Source organism: Nitrosomonas sp. Nm132, assembly GCF_900100485.1.
Classification (GTDB): domain Bacteria; phylum Pseudomonadota; class Gammaproteobacteria; order Burkholderiales; family Nitrosomonadaceae; genus Nitrosomonas.
Window position 1 is genome coordinate 1 of record NZ_FNDH01000035.1, and the last position, 17,119, is coordinate 17,119.

16 protein-coding genes and 1 tRNA gene are annotated in these 17,119 nt (G+C 47.2%); 10 read left to right on the plus strand and 7 right to left on the minus strand.

Annotation, left to right across the window (positions count from 1 at the left end; translation table 11 throughout):
• Window positions 1–58: 58 nt before the first annotated feature.
• The 3 genes from BLP80_RS11215 to BLP80_RS11225 are packed head-to-tail and all read right to left on the minus strand — an operon-like array spanning window position 59 to window position 2,626.
• Window positions 59–667: a hypothetical protein gene (locus tag BLP80_RS11215; RefSeq protein ID WP_090543283.1), complete on the minus strand. Its 609-nt coding sequence runs from the start codon at window positions 665–667 to the stop codon at window positions 59–61.
• A gap of 28 nt (window positions 668–695) precedes the next feature.
• A complete protein-coding gene (locus tag BLP80_RS11220; RefSeq protein WP_371128826.1) occupies window positions 696–1,415 on the minus strand; it encodes a DsbC family protein in 720 nt (239 codons plus the stop codon).
• A 41-nt stretch (window positions 1,416–1,456) separates the two neighbouring features.
• On the minus strand, window positions 1,457–2,626 hold the full coding sequence (locus BLP80_RS11225) for a UbiH/UbiF family hydroxylase (protein WP_090543285.1): 1,170 nt from the start codon (window positions 2,624–2,626) through the stop codon (window positions 1,457–1,459).
• Window positions 2,627–2,740: 114 nt separating this feature from the next.
• Here BLP80_RS11225 and BLP80_RS11230 point away from each other — a divergent pair.
• Window positions 2,741–2,816 (plus strand) — tRNA-Met (locus tag BLP80_RS11230).
• 233 nt (window positions 2,817–3,049) lie between these two features.
• Entirely contained in the window at window positions 3,050–4,588 is a 1,539-nt protein-coding gene (murJ, locus tag BLP80_RS11235; protein ID WP_090543287.1) for a murein biosynthesis integral membrane protein MurJ, read from the plus strand.
• A 44-nt stretch (window positions 4,589–4,632) separates the two neighbouring features.
• Here murJ and folE2 read toward each other — a convergent pair whose 3' ends face one another.
• The 4 genes from folE2 to BLP80_RS11255 form a co-directional block, all read right to left on the minus strand.
• Window positions 4,633–5,448 carry a GTP cyclohydrolase FolE2 gene (gene folE2, locus BLP80_RS11240; RefSeq protein ID WP_090543329.1) on the minus strand — a complete coding sequence of 272 codons (816 nt, stop codon included), beginning with the start codon at window positions 5,446–5,448 and terminating at the stop codon, window positions 4,633–4,635.
• Between the two features lie 217 nt (window positions 5,449–5,665).
• Window positions 5,666–7,510 carry a 1-deoxy-D-xylulose-5-phosphate synthase gene (gene dxs / locus BLP80_RS11245; protein ID WP_090543289.1) on the minus strand — a complete coding sequence of 615 codons (1,845 nt, stop codon included), beginning with the start codon at window positions 7,508–7,510 and terminating at the stop codon, window positions 5,666–5,668.
• Between the two features lie 49 nt (window positions 7,511–7,559).
• Window positions 7,560–8,453, minus strand: coding sequence for a polyprenyl synthetase family protein (locus tag BLP80_RS11250; RefSeq protein WP_090543291.1), 894 nt, complete (start codon window positions 8,451–8,453; stop codon window positions 7,560–7,562).
• Window positions 8,443–8,709 (minus strand): exodeoxyribonuclease VII small subunit, encoded by a 267-nt coding sequence (locus BLP80_RS11255; RefSeq protein ID WP_090543293.1) that lies wholly within the window; start codon window positions 8,707–8,709, stop codon window positions 8,443–8,445. Before BLP80_RS11255 ends, BLP80_RS11250 begins: the two co-directional genes overlap by 11 nt.
• Before the next feature lie 424 nt (window positions 8,710–9,133).
• On the opposite strand from BLP80_RS11255, the gene BLP80_RS11260 reads away from it, so the two are divergent.
• The 8 genes from BLP80_RS11260 (at window position 9,134) to BLP80_RS16340 (ending at window position 17,086) form a co-directional block, all read left to right on the plus strand.
• Complete coding sequence (locus tag BLP80_RS11260) at window positions 9,134–9,607, plus strand: hypothetical protein (protein ID WP_256325065.1); 474 nt, start codon at window positions 9,134–9,136, stop codon at window positions 9,605–9,607.
• Window positions 9,608–9,847: 240 nt separating this feature from the next.
• Window positions 9,848–11,002, plus strand: coding sequence for an N-acetyltransferase (locus BLP80_RS11265; protein WP_176754357.1), 1,155 nt, complete (start codon window positions 9,848–9,850; stop codon window positions 11,000–11,002).
• 98 nt (window positions 11,003–11,100) lie between these two features.
• The gene (locus BLP80_RS11270; RefSeq protein WP_090543297.1) at window positions 11,101–11,640 is read left to right on the plus strand and encodes a hypothetical protein; all 540 of its coding nucleotides are present in this window, start codon (window positions 11,101–11,103) and stop codon (window positions 11,638–11,640) included.
• Between the two features lie 86 nt (window positions 11,641–11,726).
• Complete coding sequence (gene lptF / locus BLP80_RS11275) at window positions 11,727–12,803, plus strand: LPS export ABC transporter permease LptF (RefSeq protein WP_090543299.1); 1,077 nt, start codon at window positions 11,727–11,729, stop codon at window positions 12,801–12,803.
• The gene (gene lptG, locus BLP80_RS11280) at window positions 12,800–13,864 is read left to right on the plus strand and encodes an LPS export ABC transporter permease LptG (RefSeq protein WP_090543301.1); all 1,065 of its coding nucleotides are present in this window, start codon (window positions 12,800–12,802) and stop codon (window positions 13,862–13,864) included. Before lptF ends, lptG begins: the two co-directional genes overlap by 4 nt.
• A gap of 38 nt (window positions 13,865–13,902) precedes the next feature.
• A complete protein-coding gene (locus BLP80_RS11285; RefSeq protein ID WP_090543333.1) occupies window positions 13,903–15,126 on the plus strand; it encodes a CDP-alcohol phosphatidyltransferase family protein in 1,224 nt (407 codons plus the stop codon).
• Complete coding sequence (locus tag BLP80_RS16335) at window positions 15,101–16,102, plus strand: diacylglycerol/lipid kinase family protein (RefSeq protein WP_256325066.1); 1,002 nt, start codon at window positions 15,101–15,103, stop codon at window positions 16,100–16,102. The genes BLP80_RS11285 and BLP80_RS16335 overlap by 26 nt, the downstream gene beginning before the upstream one ends.
• A gap of 12 nt (window positions 16,103–16,114) precedes the next feature.
• A complete protein-coding gene (locus BLP80_RS16340) occupies window positions 16,115–17,086 on the plus strand; it encodes a hypothetical protein (RefSeq protein WP_256325067.1) in 972 nt (323 codons plus the stop codon).
• Window positions 17,087–17,119 lie beyond the last annotated feature (33 nt).

Sequence of the window (17,119 nt, forward strand, 5' to 3'; positions counted from 1 at the left end):
AATATGCCTTTATAAAAAGTCCGGATGTATGGCAGCAATCTTTACTTTCTCAAAATCATTAACTGAAAGCTTGGCAAAAAGTGGGCGTCCATGTAAGTCCTAAATTTGCGTGATATGGTTGATCCATGCAAAGCGAGCCATATAGTAGAATATATTCATGTTTCGACGCGCGTGTAATACGAGCAAGGCGCTCATAATTAAAATGCACGAGATAACGACGAAGCGCGCCTCGCTCTGGTTCCGTAAGTTGATCAAACCAGTACCCAAAATAAGCATAGCAATCACTCCTCTTTGCGTGACCTGCATCAGAAAGGTATAGTAAATGCTCTAAGTAGTTCAAAAGGCGGTCGATCAGATGGCATGCCTTCCACTCGCTACGCAAAATTGCCGCGTTTCCACTAGCAACCAGCGCTGCTAGCAACGGCTCGACTACATCATGGTACTGGAAATCAAAAATCTGCTTCGCTTCATCGAATTCAGGCCCGAGCTGGAATCTTTGAAAGATTTCATGCATCCACTGAGCTGCCTCGCGTCTCTTAGCCCGACAGTAGGTAATAACGCCAACGACAGCAGCCATGAGTGCACCCACTGCCGCAAACATTTGACCAAGATTGGCAAGAATTTGACTCCAATGTGTCTGTAGTGCGATTTGCAGTATGTCCGGCATGCTCTAATAATCGCAACCCCATTTCATTCTATTTTTTTTCAGCGTTATTGAGTCGTTTCTCAATCTCCTCTGTCGGGATCATGCCTGACACGACTGATCCATCTGCAAAGATAAGCGTCGGTGTTCCGGTTACTCTATTTTCCTGCCCTGATTGAAGTAATGTGTCCAAGGGTGTTTCACAGTCTTTCCCTGATGGCGCGATACCCCGCAACATAAAATCATTCCATGCTTTCTGGCGATCGGCCGAACACCAAATTGCTGTTGCTGTTGACATCGAATTTTTTAAAATAGGATAAAGCAATGTATGGATGGTAACATCCGTTATCTTGTCGAGCTCTTCTTCTAATTTTTTGCAATAAGGGCAATGAGGATCGGAATAAACGATCAGCGTCCGCTTACCATTCCCTTTAACCGCTTTGATCCCCAGCTCCAATGGTAAAGTATCAATTGCTATCCGCCGTGCATCCCTAAGCTGCTGCATGCGTTCACTGGTCAAACTTACTCGGGTTTTAGTATCGACTATATGTCCCAGGAAAAAATATTCTGCTTTCTCATCTGTGTAAAGTATTTCTCCTCCTACCACGATTTCGTATAGTCCCATATAAGGAGTTTTACGAAGACTTTCAATCTCGCTACCAGGGAAATGTGTTTGAATGGCTTTTTTGAGCCGCGCCTCATCAGCTAAAGCGTGATTGAAAAAGAAGCCTAATAGCAGAAACATAAAAAAGTGATGAAAACGCATGATCATCTTTACTCCTGTTTGAAGAAATTGGAATTCAATATGCTTATTCAACTGAGCGCATGCTGCATCAGTCTATTTTTTAATAGCGGCAAGCGATTGGTAATCTCAAAACCCACATTGCGTAAGCGAATCAATATGGGGTCTGCACTGCCAAATAATTTTTGTAGACTGTCGGTTACAAACTCCATTGCCAGGATATCTTCCTTGCGCGCGCGCTCATAGCGACGGAGTAACATATAATCGCCGCAATCGGATTGCAAACCACGATTTGTCAAGGTTGCAGCTAGTTCACGGGTATCTCGCAAACCGAGGTTGACGCCTTGACCTGCTAGCGGATGGATACCATGTGCAGCATCACCAATCAGTACTAGTCGTGGTTTCACGAGTGTCTTGACATGCACAAAATTCAGCGGAAAACCCACTGGCCCAGTCACCAACTGCAATTTTCCAAGAGTATAGTTTGCCGCTTCAGCTACCCGGCGGCATAACGCTTCATCAGACAAATCGCGCAATTTGCCTGCCTGTGACTCATTCGCCGACCAAACCATGGATATCCGTTTGTTGGGCAATGGTAATAATGCCAAAACACCATCTCGCCGAAACCACTGATATGCAGTGTTATAATGAGGAATCTCAGCGCTAAAATTGGCTACAATACCCACTTGGTGATAGGCATGCTGCGTCACTTCGATTTCTGCTTGTTTCCTTACCCAGGAATTAACACCATCTGCTCCTACGACTAAAGCAGCTTGCAGCATGCTTCCATCCGTCAGTTGCAAATTGACCCAGGACTCATGCCATGATAGCGAAACACATTGGGTTGGACAGAAAATCGTTACATTCTCATCTATGTTTGCAAGCGCATTCCATACGGCAGTTTGTAATTGCCGATTTTCAGCAATAAACGCTAACTCGGATAAGCCACTATCATAGGCACTAAAATCAAGCCTCGCAGCGCCATCGTCGCCGAATACCTTCATCTCATAGACCGGCGTGATGCGTGCAGCTTCTAGTTGCTGCCATAGACCAAGTGATTGCAAAAAAGCAGCACTGCCGGGGCTGATAGCATAAATCCTGCTATCCCAGCTCGTATCACTCGGCAGTGGAGCAGGCAAACGCGATTCGATCAACGCTATTTTCAATCCACTTCCCTTAAGCGCAACGACTAAGCTCGCACCCACCAAGCCACCACCGATCACAATAATATCGAATTTCATAATCAGATTATACAGGCGCTTTATTCTTGGGAATACTGTAAACGTACAAGCGAATTATTATATCAACCTTGACAGTATTCCCTTTCCAAAGGCAAAATGCACGTTTTATTCCATGGCGAATTAGCTCAGTGGTTAGAGCAGCGGAATCATAATCCGTTGGTCCGGGGTTCAAATCCCTGATTCGCCACCATTTCTTCACAGCGCGCAAGTGCTGCGCGGCATTTTCTATTCCTCTTCAGTTAGCTATTCACAGCACAGAAGGTATTTTAACAATAAACACCAAAAGTCTTTATTTATGGTTTCCAAGAGCGCTTGCATCATCGTTAGCAGCTAATCGTTAAATCAGACGTAAAATCAGAATTACCCGATTAGATAAGGCTGATCGCATCATCCAAAATCAATTTTTTTATACTATTGAATTAATTGAATCTGCTTAGAGCACTCGCTACGGTAAGTAGCATGACACTGGTCTCACGCATCCTAGGATTCCTGCGTGACGTACTCATCGCCAGAATTTTTGGCGCCGGGATGGCAAGCGATGCCTTTTTTGTTGCATTTCGTATTCCTAATCTCTTGCGCCGATTGTTTGCGGAAGGCGCTTTCTCGCAAGCATTTGTTCCTATCCTTGCTGAATATAAAAACTGCCGTACAGAAGAAGAAACACGCAATCTCATCGATCATGTTGCGACATTATTGGGAATTGCACTCTTTATAGTAACGCTGATCGGGGTTTTAGTTGCGCCACTGATCATTTATCTCAGCGCCCCAGGATTTTCGGCCAATCCGGAAAAATTTGCGTTGACGACCGAGTTATTGCGCATCACTTTTCCTTACATTCTGTTTATTTCTTTTGTTGCGCTTGCAGGGGGGATACTCAACACTTATAGTAAATTTTCAGTGCCAGCATTTACCCCTGTTTTATTGAATTTATCATTCATCGGCTGTGCACTATGGCTCGCTCCCCTGCTCGATCCCCCTGTGCTTGCTCTTGCATGGGCAGTATTTATCGGCGGTATATTGCAGCTTGCATTTCAAGTGCCGTTCTTGATGCGCATCAAACGGATGCCCCGTTTTCATCTGAAATCCAAGGATACAGGTGCATGGCGTGTACTAAAGCTAATGGGACCAGCCGTTTTTGGCGTCTCCATAGGACAAATTAGCCTGCTGATCAACACCATATTTGCTTCATTGCTGGTGACAGGCAGCGTTTCCTGGCTTTACTACGCTGATCGGCTTATGGAATTTCCAGCGGGTCTCTTGGGCGTCGCACTGGGAACCATCCTGCTGCCATCATTATCTCGCCACTATGCCAGCCACAGTAACGAGAAATACTCACACCTGCTGGATTGGGGCTTACGGTTGACCTTTATGCTGACGCTCCCAGCAGCCGTAGCACTGGCATTACTGGCTACACCGCTTATTGCAACACTTTTTTACTATGGTGCTTTTACCGCTGAAGATGTATGGATGACCCGTCAGGCGCTCATCGCCTACAGTATCGGCTTGCTTGGACTAATTCTGGTAAAAGTGCTGGCGCCCGGCTTTTACGCCCGGCAAAATATCAAAACACCCGTCAAAATTGCTGTCATCACGCTCATCGTGACCCAATTAATGAATCTTGCCTTTATCTTTCCTTTGAAGCATGCTGGATTGGCATTGGCAATTGGCCTAGGCGCCTGCCTCAATGCTGGATTACTTTACTATAAGCTACGCCAGCATGATATTTATCAGCCGCAACCTGGCTGGGCAATTTTCTTACTGAAGATCTTAACGGCGCTGGTGGTAATGGGAAGCGTTCTATGGTTTGCGACCGGCAGTGACACGTCTTGGTTACAAGATACAGCGATGGATCGCGCAATACGGTTGATTCAAGTCGTCTTCCTTGGCGCTATCACCTATTTCGTCACACTATGGATACTGGGCTTTCGTCTGAGTGCCTTTGCTCGGCAAGGAGAAGAATAATATCGATAAGTGTAACGGTTTAATGTAATCACTGATTCTTGGGTTTAAGCATGAGGCAAAATATTACGCTTATCCCGCTCAATCAGCGCATAGGCAGAATGATTGTGAATGGACTCGAAATTCTCTGATTCCACTACATAAGCATCGACGCGATCATCTCTATTTAGAACCTCAGCCACATCACGAACAATGTCCTCGACAAATTTCGGATTGTCATAGGCTTTTTCAGTGACATATTTCTCATCTGGGCGCTTGAGTAAACCATATAATTCGCAGGAAGCCTGATCCTCCGCTATTCTGATGACATCTTCAATCCAGACAAAGCTATTGGTACGCACAGAAACAGTGACATGGGAGCGTTGATTATGCGCCCCATAATCGGAAATTTTTTTAGAACATGGGCAAAGACTGGTCACAGGAACAATCACTTTCATGGTGAATTCGTATTGATTCTTTTTGATTTCGCCAATAAAAGTCACTTCATAATCTAACAAACTTATGACCCCAGAGATAGGCGCCGATTTATTGACAAAGTAAGGAAAAGTCATCTCAATATGTCCGGAATCAGATTCCAACCTGGCTACCATGGTACGCAAAATATCCTCAAATGATTCAACGGATATCTCACGTTCGTATTTGTTTAGTATCTCAACAAATCTCGACATATGCGTACCCTTGAAATTATGGGGTAAATTAACATACATATTGAATACTGCAACCGTGTGCTGCACCCCGCCATCCTTATCAGCCACTTTGACTGGATGACGAATGGCTTTAATGCCTACTCTGTCAATTGCAATACGTCGGGTATCCAACGAACTTTGTACATCAGCAATCGGAAAATCGGTTTGTTTGTTCATGGTGATTCCTTTTGGAAAGATGGTGGCTATCTGCTTTGTTATTGAAAGTCTCCAAGATTGATAACGTATCAGAACTGAAAGAGTCATCCAAGGCTGACTAGCTGCTTCTTATTGAGACCTCCTCTTGTATGGTTGGTTCTAAGCACGGAATCCTTAAAAAAACATCAATAAAAAACAACCCCTTGACTCGAGTAAGTTATTTCAGATGCCTTACAAGCTACTCAGCTAGCTTTGCTTGGATAGATTTAATGATGCCATTCTTGTCCAACCCACAATCAACCAGCATTTGCGCGGGATCACCCTGATCAAGAAAAAGATCCGGCAAGCCTAGCAGGAGCAATTTAACGACCGTCCCTCTGCTTGCCAGTAATTCCATAACAGCACTACCAGCACCGCCCATAATGGTATTTTCTTCAATCGTAACCAGCAACTCATGTGTTGCCGCCAAATCTGCAACCAAATCATCATCCAATGGTTTAACAAATCGCATATTGGCAACGGTAGCATTCAATTCTTCCGCTACTTCCAAACAAGGTGCCAGCATACTGCCGAAAGCAAGCAAAGCAATCTTTTCACCTTCACGCCGAAGCTCTGCACGACCCACTGGTAACGCCCGCATTTCCTTCTGTACTGCTATCCCAGCCCCTAAGCCACGTGGATAACGGACTGCGGTAGGTGTATTCATCTGGAAAGCGGTATAAAGCATTTGGCGACATTCATTTTCATCGGCAGGTGCCATGACTGTAATATTCGGGATACAACGCAAATAGCTCAAATCAAAGCTACCCGCATGAGTTGGACCATCAGCGCCTACCAGTCCAGCACGATCGACGGCAAAAACTACCGGCAAATTTTGTATGGCCACATCATGAATCAACTGATCGTAGGCACGCTGCAAAAATGTTGAATAGATTGCCACCACCGGTTTCAACCCATCACATGCCGCACCCGCAGCAAAGGTTGCCGCATGCTGCTCAGCGATGCCCACATCGAAATAACGATTCGGATATTCCTGGGAAAATCTGACCAAACCTGATCCTTCCCGCATGGCAGGCGTAATGCCAATCAAACGCGGATCTATGGCAGCCATATCACACAACCAGTCGCCAAAAATCTGTGTATAAGATAGTTTGCCAGCAGGTTTAGAAACAATACCCTGAACGGGATCGAACTTTCCAACACCGTGGTACAAAATCGGATCTTCTTCAGCTGGCTTGTAACCCGCGCCCTTACGCGTAACAACATGCAGGAACTGCGGACCATCTAGATGCTTGATATTGTTCAGCGTAGTAAGCAATACATCCAGGTCATGCCCATCAATAGGACCGATATAGTTAAAGCCAAACTCTTCAAACAATGTGCCAGGGGTCATCATTCCTTTTACATGCTCTTCGGCACGCCTAGCCAACTCTAGAACAGGCGGAACCACACCCAGCACTTTCTCACCGGCACGACGAGCTGTCGCATAAAATCTACCGGACATCAGTTTAGCAAGATAATTATTGAGCGCCCCGACAGGAGGCGAAATGGACATATCGTTATCATTCAATATCACCAGCAAATTGGCATCCATTACCCCGGCATTGTTCAATGCCTCAAATGCCATGCCTGCACTCATGGCGCCATCGCCAATCACAGCAATGGCACGTCGATTTATACCACTTAATTGTGCAGCTACTGCCATCCCCAAAGCCGCGCTGATGGATGTACTCGAATGTGCCGTACCAAAGGCATCATATTCACTCTCATCCCGTCTCGGAAATCCGGCAATACCGCCATGCATACGCAATTTAGCCATTCCTTCACGTCGCCCCGTCAATATCTTATGGGCATAGGTTTGATGGCCCACATCCCATACCAACCGATCAAAGGGCGTATTGAATATATAATGCAATGCAATGGTTAGCTCGACGGTGCCAAGATTCGACGACAAGTGTCCGCCCGTTCTCGCCACGGATTCAATCAGAAATTGTCGTAGCTCATCGGCGAATTGTGGTAGCTGCCTACGCTCCAGCTTCCTTAGTTCAGCAGGAGTGCTAACATGATCAAGTAATGGGTACATGCAAACTTAAATAGAAATTTTAGCTGATTAAAAAAGAAAAGCGTCAGGATTAGAACTCGCGCTGAACAATGAAATCCGTTACCTGTAATAAACGATTAGTGGATATTCCCAGATGATCAAGTGCCTGATAGGCGTCGTGCTGAAGCTTTTTAGCCAGCTCACGAGCCTGCTTTACTCCTAAAATGCTGACATAGGTTGGCTTGTTTTGCTCGGCATCCTTGCCAGCAGTTTTGCCTAATGCCGCAGTAGTTGCTTCAGCATCAAGCACATCGTCCACCACCTGAAACGCAAGACCAATACATTTAGCAAAATGGTCCAGATGGCTCAACTGTTCATCACTCAATCCATCACCACAGTGTGCTCCCAGCATCACTGCCGCACGTATAAGCGCGCCTGTCTTATGAATATGCATGAACTCCAGCTCCGGCAAAGTCAGCATCTTGCCTACACTCGCCAGATCAATCGCCTGCCCGCCTGCCATGCCACGTGACCCAGCCGCTTGCGCCAGCTGCTTGATCATTTCCAATTGTTTTCTTGGATTGTCTGTCAAACAGAATTCAGCCATCAACTGAAAGGCCAGACTTTGTAAACTATCTCCTACCAGCAATGCAGTAGGTTCTTCGTATTTCACGTGGCAAGTAGGTTTACCACGCCGCAGCGTATCATCATCCATACAAGGCAGATCATCATGTACCAACGAGTAAGCATGAATCAGTTCTACAGCAGCAGCCACAACGATTACACGCGCTTCATCTGCTCCATTCAATTCTCCGGCAGCAAAAGAAAGCAACGGGCGAATTCTCTTCCCTCCTCCAAGCACCACATAGCGCATCGCCTCGTGTAAGCGCTCCGGCGCACAATTTTCTGCAGGAAGGCGATTTTCCAGATAAGACTCTATTTGCAACTGGCGGCTTTTTACCCAGCCTTGGAAATCAGCGTTCATCGGCACCCAATATAGAAAAATCTTTCAACATATCCGCCTCAAGCACACGTATTTGTTGTTGCGCATGTTGTAACGTAGTCTGGCAATAGTGCAATAATTCTACTCCACGCTTATAAGCTGAAAGCGAAGCTTCCAACGTCATTTGCCCCGCCTCCATTATGGAGACAATACTTTCCAGCTCAGCTGACGCTGCTTCAAAACTTTCTGGCTCTGATGATATTGCTATCTTAACTGCTTCATTGGATTTCTTTTTCATGCTTTTACTTGGCTTTTTTCCGGGAGGGCAATGAGGATAGAACAGGGTTTATCAGGTTTATCTTACTTAAAACAGGTAAAAATATCGCAATCAGTATAACTCGGTCAATCCTATTTTAACCTTTCCTTGATCTCTCATGACAAGGATTTAATAAAATTCCAGAACCAGGGGGCTCGCATCAACCTCCAGAACTACAAGCAGCATCGATCTGGCACCGAAAAAGAGCGTAAAAAAGCACCGACTTTACGCTATGCTATTATTATTTGTATACACCTTAATTCAAACAGTGGCTTATCGAATTACGTTATATTGATCCGAGTGCTAACCTATGGCAATATCGGTTACTAATCCGCATAGTAAAATTGATCGCTTAGTTTGTATTTATAACTTCTAACTTAACATTACGTTAAAAGTCGAGGAAATTTTGGAAAATACTATTGGTGTTATAGATCAAATAAATATGTATTTCAAGGAAGCAGTGCTGTGGCCATTTGCCTTACTTGGTGCAATCATTGTTTTTGCCATTGCTGTCGAAATTATTAATCGCCGACGGCGAGCTGATGCAGTGGATTATTATGACGCCACCTTCAGGACAGAGCTTGCTGGCTTGTATCCTCATCCCACTCGCTGGCCGGAAGATCTCGCATCCCACTTACGCACAAAATTACCCATCATGCGAGAAGCTTTTGAGGTTCTGAAGGGCTTTATTCCGCAAGATCAGCTACGTGACTACAACATTGCTTGGAATAAATTCTACGATTTTTGTCGTATGAATGGCGTAATTGATGAAACACAGACTGGCGCAACGTCATCAGCTGAGGTAGAGCACGACCCAAAACAGGTCTTTCATCAGCTTGTAGCTGACCTGTTGGCGTATACTAATCAGTTCAAACGTTAAGGATAAACAAGTGCGCTATCAAACTTGGGCACCAAATTGATTACCTGAACCAAGTACGTCCCAGATAACAATCAGATTTTAGTGGTAAGTTTGCTGATTTCTTGCCCCGTTTTCCTTATCGCATGCAAACATCATCTGGCATTCTGGGTAATTGCATTTTCATACAAGTAAATAAATACGCCCTTATTGTCCCTCATCATTCTTGCAATACTGCATGAGTCCACCTATCCACTGCATACCATGAGTGAACAAATAGATCAGCGGAAAAATGAGCGTATTTATGTCCACCCCGTCACGTCTTATCGTGAAATGGGCATATTTATTGATATCCCCTGGCAAATATACGAAAACGATCCCATGTGGGTCCCTCCTCTCCGCCTGGAACGGCGCTTGCATTTTTCCAAATTCAATCCGTTCTTCGAGCATGCAGAATGGCAAGCCTGGGTTGCTTATAAAGGCAACCAGGCTATCGGTAGAATCAGCGCACAAGTGGATACACTCCATAGACAACGTTATGGCGCGGATACGGGTCATTTTGGCTCATTGGAATGCATCAACGATACCGAGGTCTTTGCTGCACTCATGCATACCGCCGAAAGGTGGCTTACTGAGCGGGGGACACGTCACGTAAGTGGGCCTTTCAATCTTTCCATCAATCAGGAGTGTGGCATTTTAGTAGAAGGCTTTGATACGCCGCCGGTTGTCATGATGCCGCATTCTCCCAGATGGTATGGTCCATTACTGGAACAGTGCGGCTACCGGCCAGCCAAGGATCTGTTAGCCTATTGGGTTGCAGTTGATTATGAACCCCCCGAAGTCATGCGCAGGGTGGTTCAAAAATTTTCAAAGCAAATTAAACTGAGAACGCTGCGCCGCGATAAATTTGGTGAAGAAATGGAAATACTGCGTGATATCTTTAACGATGCCTGGTCAGAAAACTGGGGATTTGTGCCTTTTACTCAGGCGGAATTTGCTGAGCTAGGCAACAGTTTACGCTGGCTCGTTCCAAGCGAGTATATTCAGATTGCGGAAGTAGAAGATGTTCCGGTAGCGTTCATGGCGGTTCTTCCCAACCTCAATGAAATTTTTGCTCAACTCAATGGCAAGTTGTTCCCGACAGGCTGGCTTCAACTGATCAAACAGCTTAAATCTCACGCAATCCGTACTGCCCGCATTCCCTTAATGGGGGTACGCAAGCAATTCCATCACACCCCCCTCGGCATGGCGCTGGCTTTCATGGTCATCGATGCACCGAGACAAGCCGGGCTTGCCAGAGGAATCAAAGAGGTCGAAATGTCCTGGATACTTGAAGACAACAAGGCAATGCGCAGTATTCTCGAAAGTATTGGCAGCAAGGAGTACAAACGATACCGGCTCTATGAAAAAACACTCTAGCCGACTATCGGAAACAACGACAACGGCCCGCCTGCTATACGTTTCAAGGACTACTCAGGTACAACATTCAGACCGGCTAATTATCTCTAGGATAGCGCATGAATCAAGATGATCAATATGTTGCCAACAAGACCGATTCAACCTGCAAGGCATTTGTGCCGGTTGGTGGTAAACCGATGATGATCATTCGCGGGCTGAATGCGTTGGCAGTGAGTGACAAGGTTAAATCAACGATCTCATGCGGTCCATTCAAGGCACTCTTGCCCAAATATTCTGAACTAACAAAACATATTGAGCGTGGACAGGTAATCTGGATGGAAAATCAGGATTCACCCAGCCGCAGCGCCGAGCAGAGTTTTACACGCGTGCATGAAGATAGCCGCAAGCTGGTTTCATTCTGGCGACGAGCCAAGGAACAACGCAAGCGCTCTTGGCGTTTAATTGCCCAGGCACTCGGCTGGAAAGCAGTATTGAGCTATTTGTTCGGATATTTGATGCTAGCTCAAGCACTGAAAAATATTTCAACTAAAACAGGCGTGCGTGGGCAAGCGATTACTTTACCCTTTCCCCAGGTAGGGATTGATGTCAACAAGGTAGACGACTGGTTGCTGGTAGAATCGCATTTAGAAAAATACTAAATGCTGCCGAGGCTGGGTTGCCGCATTATGTGTCCCCTGATCCACGCCAGATCAATGCATACGTCGAACCAAAATAATCTGATTTAATGAAAATCATTGAGAAGTACATCACACGCGAGCTGCTTTTGCCTTTTTTTGCAGTCATCAGCATTCTTGTTGGATTGTTCGTTAGCTTCAGTACTGCTCGGTTGCTGGCCAGTACCGTCACCGAGACACTTGGCATGGTCGTCATGTTGCAGCTGGTCATGCTAAAAACGATCATCGCTCTGGAAGTGTTGATTCCTATCTCATTCTATGCTGCAGTCATTTATGGGCTGAGCAGACTGAGCAGGGACCAGGAGATGAACATATTTCGCTCTGTCGGATTCAGCGACTACCGTATTCTCTATACAGTATTGATGATTGCCGTTCCTGTTGGCATCATCAGTGGTGCACTCTCACTTTATGTCCGCCCCTGGGCATATGCAGAAACTTACATTCTCGATGCGCAAGCTGAAGCCGAATTGAATGCCAGCCGCTTCCAGGCAGGACGTTTTTATGGCAGTGAAAAAAGCGGCCGGGTGATTTTCGTGCAAGCCAAGGATGATTCCGGCACGCGCATGGAAGAAGTATTCCACTTTACCAAGAAAGCAGGCATCAGCGAGATTATCGTTGCGAAAGAAGCTGTTCAACAACAACAGATATCGCTGGAGCAGCGGCCGCATACCGAATTGTTTAATGGCTATATTTATCGCCTTGCCCACCCAGAAGGTAAAGACAGTGCGATTCAATACGAAAAAATGACCTATTTCACTGAAAACGACCAAGTAAAGTGGCATCGGCGCAAAGCTGCATCAACACGCATGTTGTGGGGATCAGAACGGCCTCATGATATTGCTGAGCTTCAGTGGCGGCTTTCTCGCCCAGTTGCGACCATTCTGCTGGCTTTGATCGCTGTCTCATTTACACGCGTTGCGCCACGTCAAAGCAAAAGCGACAAAACCTTTCTGGTTGCCGCTATCGTGTTTGCTATCTACTATAATCTCAGCGGCCTGGCCCAAACGTGGGTAGAACAACAGGTAGTTGCCGCTATACCCGGCATATGGTGGCTATATCTGCTGCTTTTCATTATCGCTGGACTGCTTCTGCCTGGATTAAGACAAAAATTGCTTAGAAGACAGTGAAAACCGCTTCCCGTTATATCGCTAAACAGGTAGTGATGGGCATGATTATCGCCACCATTGTGTTATTACCGCTATTTAGTTTCTTCGATTTATTGGAACAACTTGATGATGTCGGCAAAGGCACCTACCAAACGAGGGATGCTTTTCTGTACGTTATCATGCTGATGCCACGCCGGTTTATTCAGATTGCGCCGTTTATCGCTCTGCTGGGTACAGTTGGCGCACTGGGTAAATTAGCTGTCAATCTGGAGTTGGTAGCCTTACGCATCACAGGCATGTCACCCATTCAGATCAGCATGGTGCCCGTTAGCATTGGATTATCTTTATTACTGATTATCGCGGTAATGGAACAATCTATTGCCCCGCAGCTTCAGCAAAAAGCCATTGCATACCGATCCATCGCGCTGAAAAAAACTGCTGAGCTTGGAAAGGGGTTGGGTATCTGGACACGCGATGAACGTAATATTTTACGCATCGGTGAAATGCTGCCTGGAAGCAGAGCGATTGATATCGAGATTATGCATTTTGATGAACAGGGCTTTCTCGCCACGCACACTCATGCAGAGTTTGCGGATATTTCCGATAACGCGTTATGGAAATTAAACGATGTGACTGTCAGAGTATTCACAGAAAAAAATATCGCCCTGGCCAGTGCCAGTACCGTCGAGTGGCCATCTTTTCTTAAAGCGGAAGATATTGTCACCTTGACCAAACCACCTGAAAGCCTTTCTCCTGTGGAATTAATACGGCACGCAGAATTTCTGCAAGCGACCGGTCAGAAAGCCGATGCTTATTTCATGGCCATATGGCGCAAGGTAAGCGGTGGACTCATGACCATCGCCATGATATTGCTGGCCATTCCATTAATTTTTGGTTCGGTTCGTGAGGGACTAGGGGGCAAACTGGTTTTGGCTGCCGTCATCGGAGTAGGTATTTACCTGCTCGATCAAATCATTGCTAATGCTGGTTTGCTGCTACATTTGAACGTGGGACTGATCTCTATTCTTCCCAGCTTAACCTTCATTACCTTGGCCGTTCTCTGGCTGCGGCGAATTTTTTGACCTTTTTTAATTCTCGCGTACACTCCAATCATTTTTTCATGTCGACAACTTACCTTTATATTTCTGGCGAGAGCGAAATTAATCTCTGGGGATTGAGTGGTCGCGAACGACTGCAACGTTTGGCCACGTCCCTCAAACAAACCCGTCTGGCTGACAACTTAACAGACATTCCAGAAGACGCGCCGGCACTATTGCTGCGTGCTGACCATCTGTTTGATGCCCGAGTAATCGCTGCTTTGAGCAATCTGCAAGAAGACATCGTGCTGTGCAATCAAAGCAGCGCGCCGGTCGCCATACGCACTGAAGGAAAAAACGTACCGGCCCTGCTCGAAGCCTTACGCGGCACCAACACCTCAGCGATCTCCGGGATGAAGCAATACACCCTCAAAGACTTGCAAACGGGTGTCCAGCAGAATCTGAAGAAAAAAGAATCACCCTACGTACTGCCGATCAGCGTAGCCAATCGCAAAGCGCTTGAATGGGAGCTGTTTGCAGGCTCCTACAAAGGCGTAACCGATCTGGTCACCAAGTGGCTATGGCCAGTACCCGCATTTTGGGCAACGCACCTCTGTGTGCGATGGAAGGTAACACCCAATCAAGTGACGCTGCTTAGCCTGATATTGGCCGTTTTCGCAGGGATCGCTTTCTGGTATGGCTATTATGCAAGCGGCTTGATCATGGGATGGCTGATGACCTTTCTGGATACCGTGGATGGCAAGCTGGCACGCGTCACACTCACCTCGAGTCGCTTGGGCGACGTGATGGACCATGGCTTGGACCTTGTTCATCCGCCGTTATGGTACCTTGCCTGGGGGGCAGGACTAGCAACAACCGCAGTGCCGCTGGCGAATCTGGAATTATTAGCCTGGTTGATGTTTGCCAGCTATGTCGGCGGACGTCTCTGCGAAGGATTATTTGAATTCTGGCTTGCGCCCTTTGTGATGTTCATCTGGCAACAGATCGATTCGTTCAATCGCCTGATAACCGCACGACGCAATCCCAATTTGATTCTGATGACACTCAGCTGGCTGGCTGATCGGCCAGATATCGGCTTCTTACTGATTGTTGGCTGGCATGTAATCTCCACACTTTTCCTGGCATGGCGAGTGATTGTTGCCTGGCAAACCCGGCGCCAGCAGGGATCATTGACTTCATGGATGGAAGCGATCGACCCGATCCAGGACAGACAACAACTGGCCGTCAGAGTATTTACCCGCGTCCCGCTTGCCGAGAAAAATGGTAGCACCCTCACGAATCCATAGCCTGGAAACAGGAACAGCCCGTATCGGGCTGATTCTCAACCCATTGGGCGGGCAGGCACGCAAACGCCATCATGCGATCAAGCAAATACTGACCGAGCTTCCTGATATTCTCCAGTGGGAAGCGATCAATGCTTCAGACTTCGACGCTTCCGTAAAGGCACTGATCCAGGCAAAAATTGACTGGCTGATCATCATCGGGGGGGATGGCACCTTTCAGGGCATACTCAACCGTCTGTTTGCCTGGTTATCCCCCAATCAATGGCCGGTTCTGACCATCATCCCGGGCGGAACCACCAATATGACCGCACTGGATCTGGGTAGCCGCGACAAACCCGATCATATCCTGCAACGATTAAAGCATTATCTGCAACAACCTGCTCCACGACCAGCACCCTTACTCGTTGAACGACCGGTATTATGCATTGAGCAAACAGGACACGAGAAAGTCTATGGCATGTTTTTTGGACTCGGGATGATTGCGCGCGGAGTCAAATTCTCCCGCAGTCGCATCAAACAAACAGGCATTACCGGCAATATTTTTACCGCACTCGTCGTCTTACGCTCTTTATTAGGTACGTTTCTCGGACGCCCACAACCCGAATGGGCGCCGGCGCAAATCACTACCGTAGACGAAGCGGGTGTAAAGCATCAAGAAAACTACTTATTAGTGCTGGTCAGCGCGCTGGAACAGCTATTGATGGGCATACGTCCTTACTGGGGGCAGGAATCAGCGCCCCTGCATGTGACCTTTGTGCGGCAGCATAGCAGAAAATTCTGGTATTCGATTTGGCCGCTGATTGCAGGGCATGGCCACAGCCTCAAAAAAGAACACGGCTATGTCAGCTACAATACCCAGATGCTGGAATTATCACTGGAGGATGAATATATCGTGGATGGCGAGCTGTTTCATGCCTCGCGCCAACATGGTCCATTACGTATAACGACCAGCGGCCCCATCACTTTCCTCGTACTGTAATTTGGGCTAACAATGAAAGAAAACAAATTACCTCCCGTTAAGCAAGTGCCCGCACCGTTGGTAGAAGCCATCGCTTTGCAAAATACTCAGGTGGTTTCACCCGATTTCGGACATCTGGTCGATGCTATCAGACAGCACTTCGGCGCTTCGCTGGATGCCGTCGTCCTGTATGGCTCCTGCCTGCACACCAGCAATCTGACCGAAGGTATCGCTGATTTCTATGTGTTGATCAACGATTACCGCAACGCCTACCCGGAACGTTATCTGGCCTACCTGAATGCCTGGCTGCCGCCCAATGTGTTTTATCTGGAAGTCACCCAGCAGGGAAAAACCTTCCGCGCCAAGTATGCCGTCCTCTCAACCGCCGATTTCGAGGACGGCAATCAATTCTGGTTTCATCCCTATCTCTGGGCGCGCTTCGCCCAGCCGGCACGGCTGCTTTATGCGCAGAATGACCTTATCCGTCAGCGCGTCAATGTGGCCATGGCACAGGCGGTCGTGAAATTCCTAAAATCCAGCCTGTTAGCGCTTGAAGCGCGCGTACTGGATACCGAAGAAATCTGGACGCAAGGTCTAATGTTGACCTACGCCGCAGAGTTGCGCGCTGAACGGAAAACGCGCGCCCGTCACCTGAGCCAGATCAGCCTGGATAATTATGCACGCCTGACTGCTGCGGCCCTGCCTGCTCTAAACGGCCTGCTCACCCTACAACCCGATGGGCATTACCACTGCCATGCCACGTCATCGGACAATCGGCGTGCCCGCCTTCACTGGCGGTTAAGGCGCTGGCAGGGGCGAATCCTCTCGATTCTACGTTTGAGTAAAGCCACATTGACATTTCACGACTACCTCAACTACGCTGCCTGGAAAATCGAACGCCATAGCGGCATCCGTGTTGAAATCACCCCCATGCTGCGACGCCATCCCATCCTTTGGGGCTTCAAAGTCATGTGGCAATTGCTGCGGCGGGGTGTGCTGCGTTGATTATGCTGTTCAATAACTGATTCTTTTCCGGAG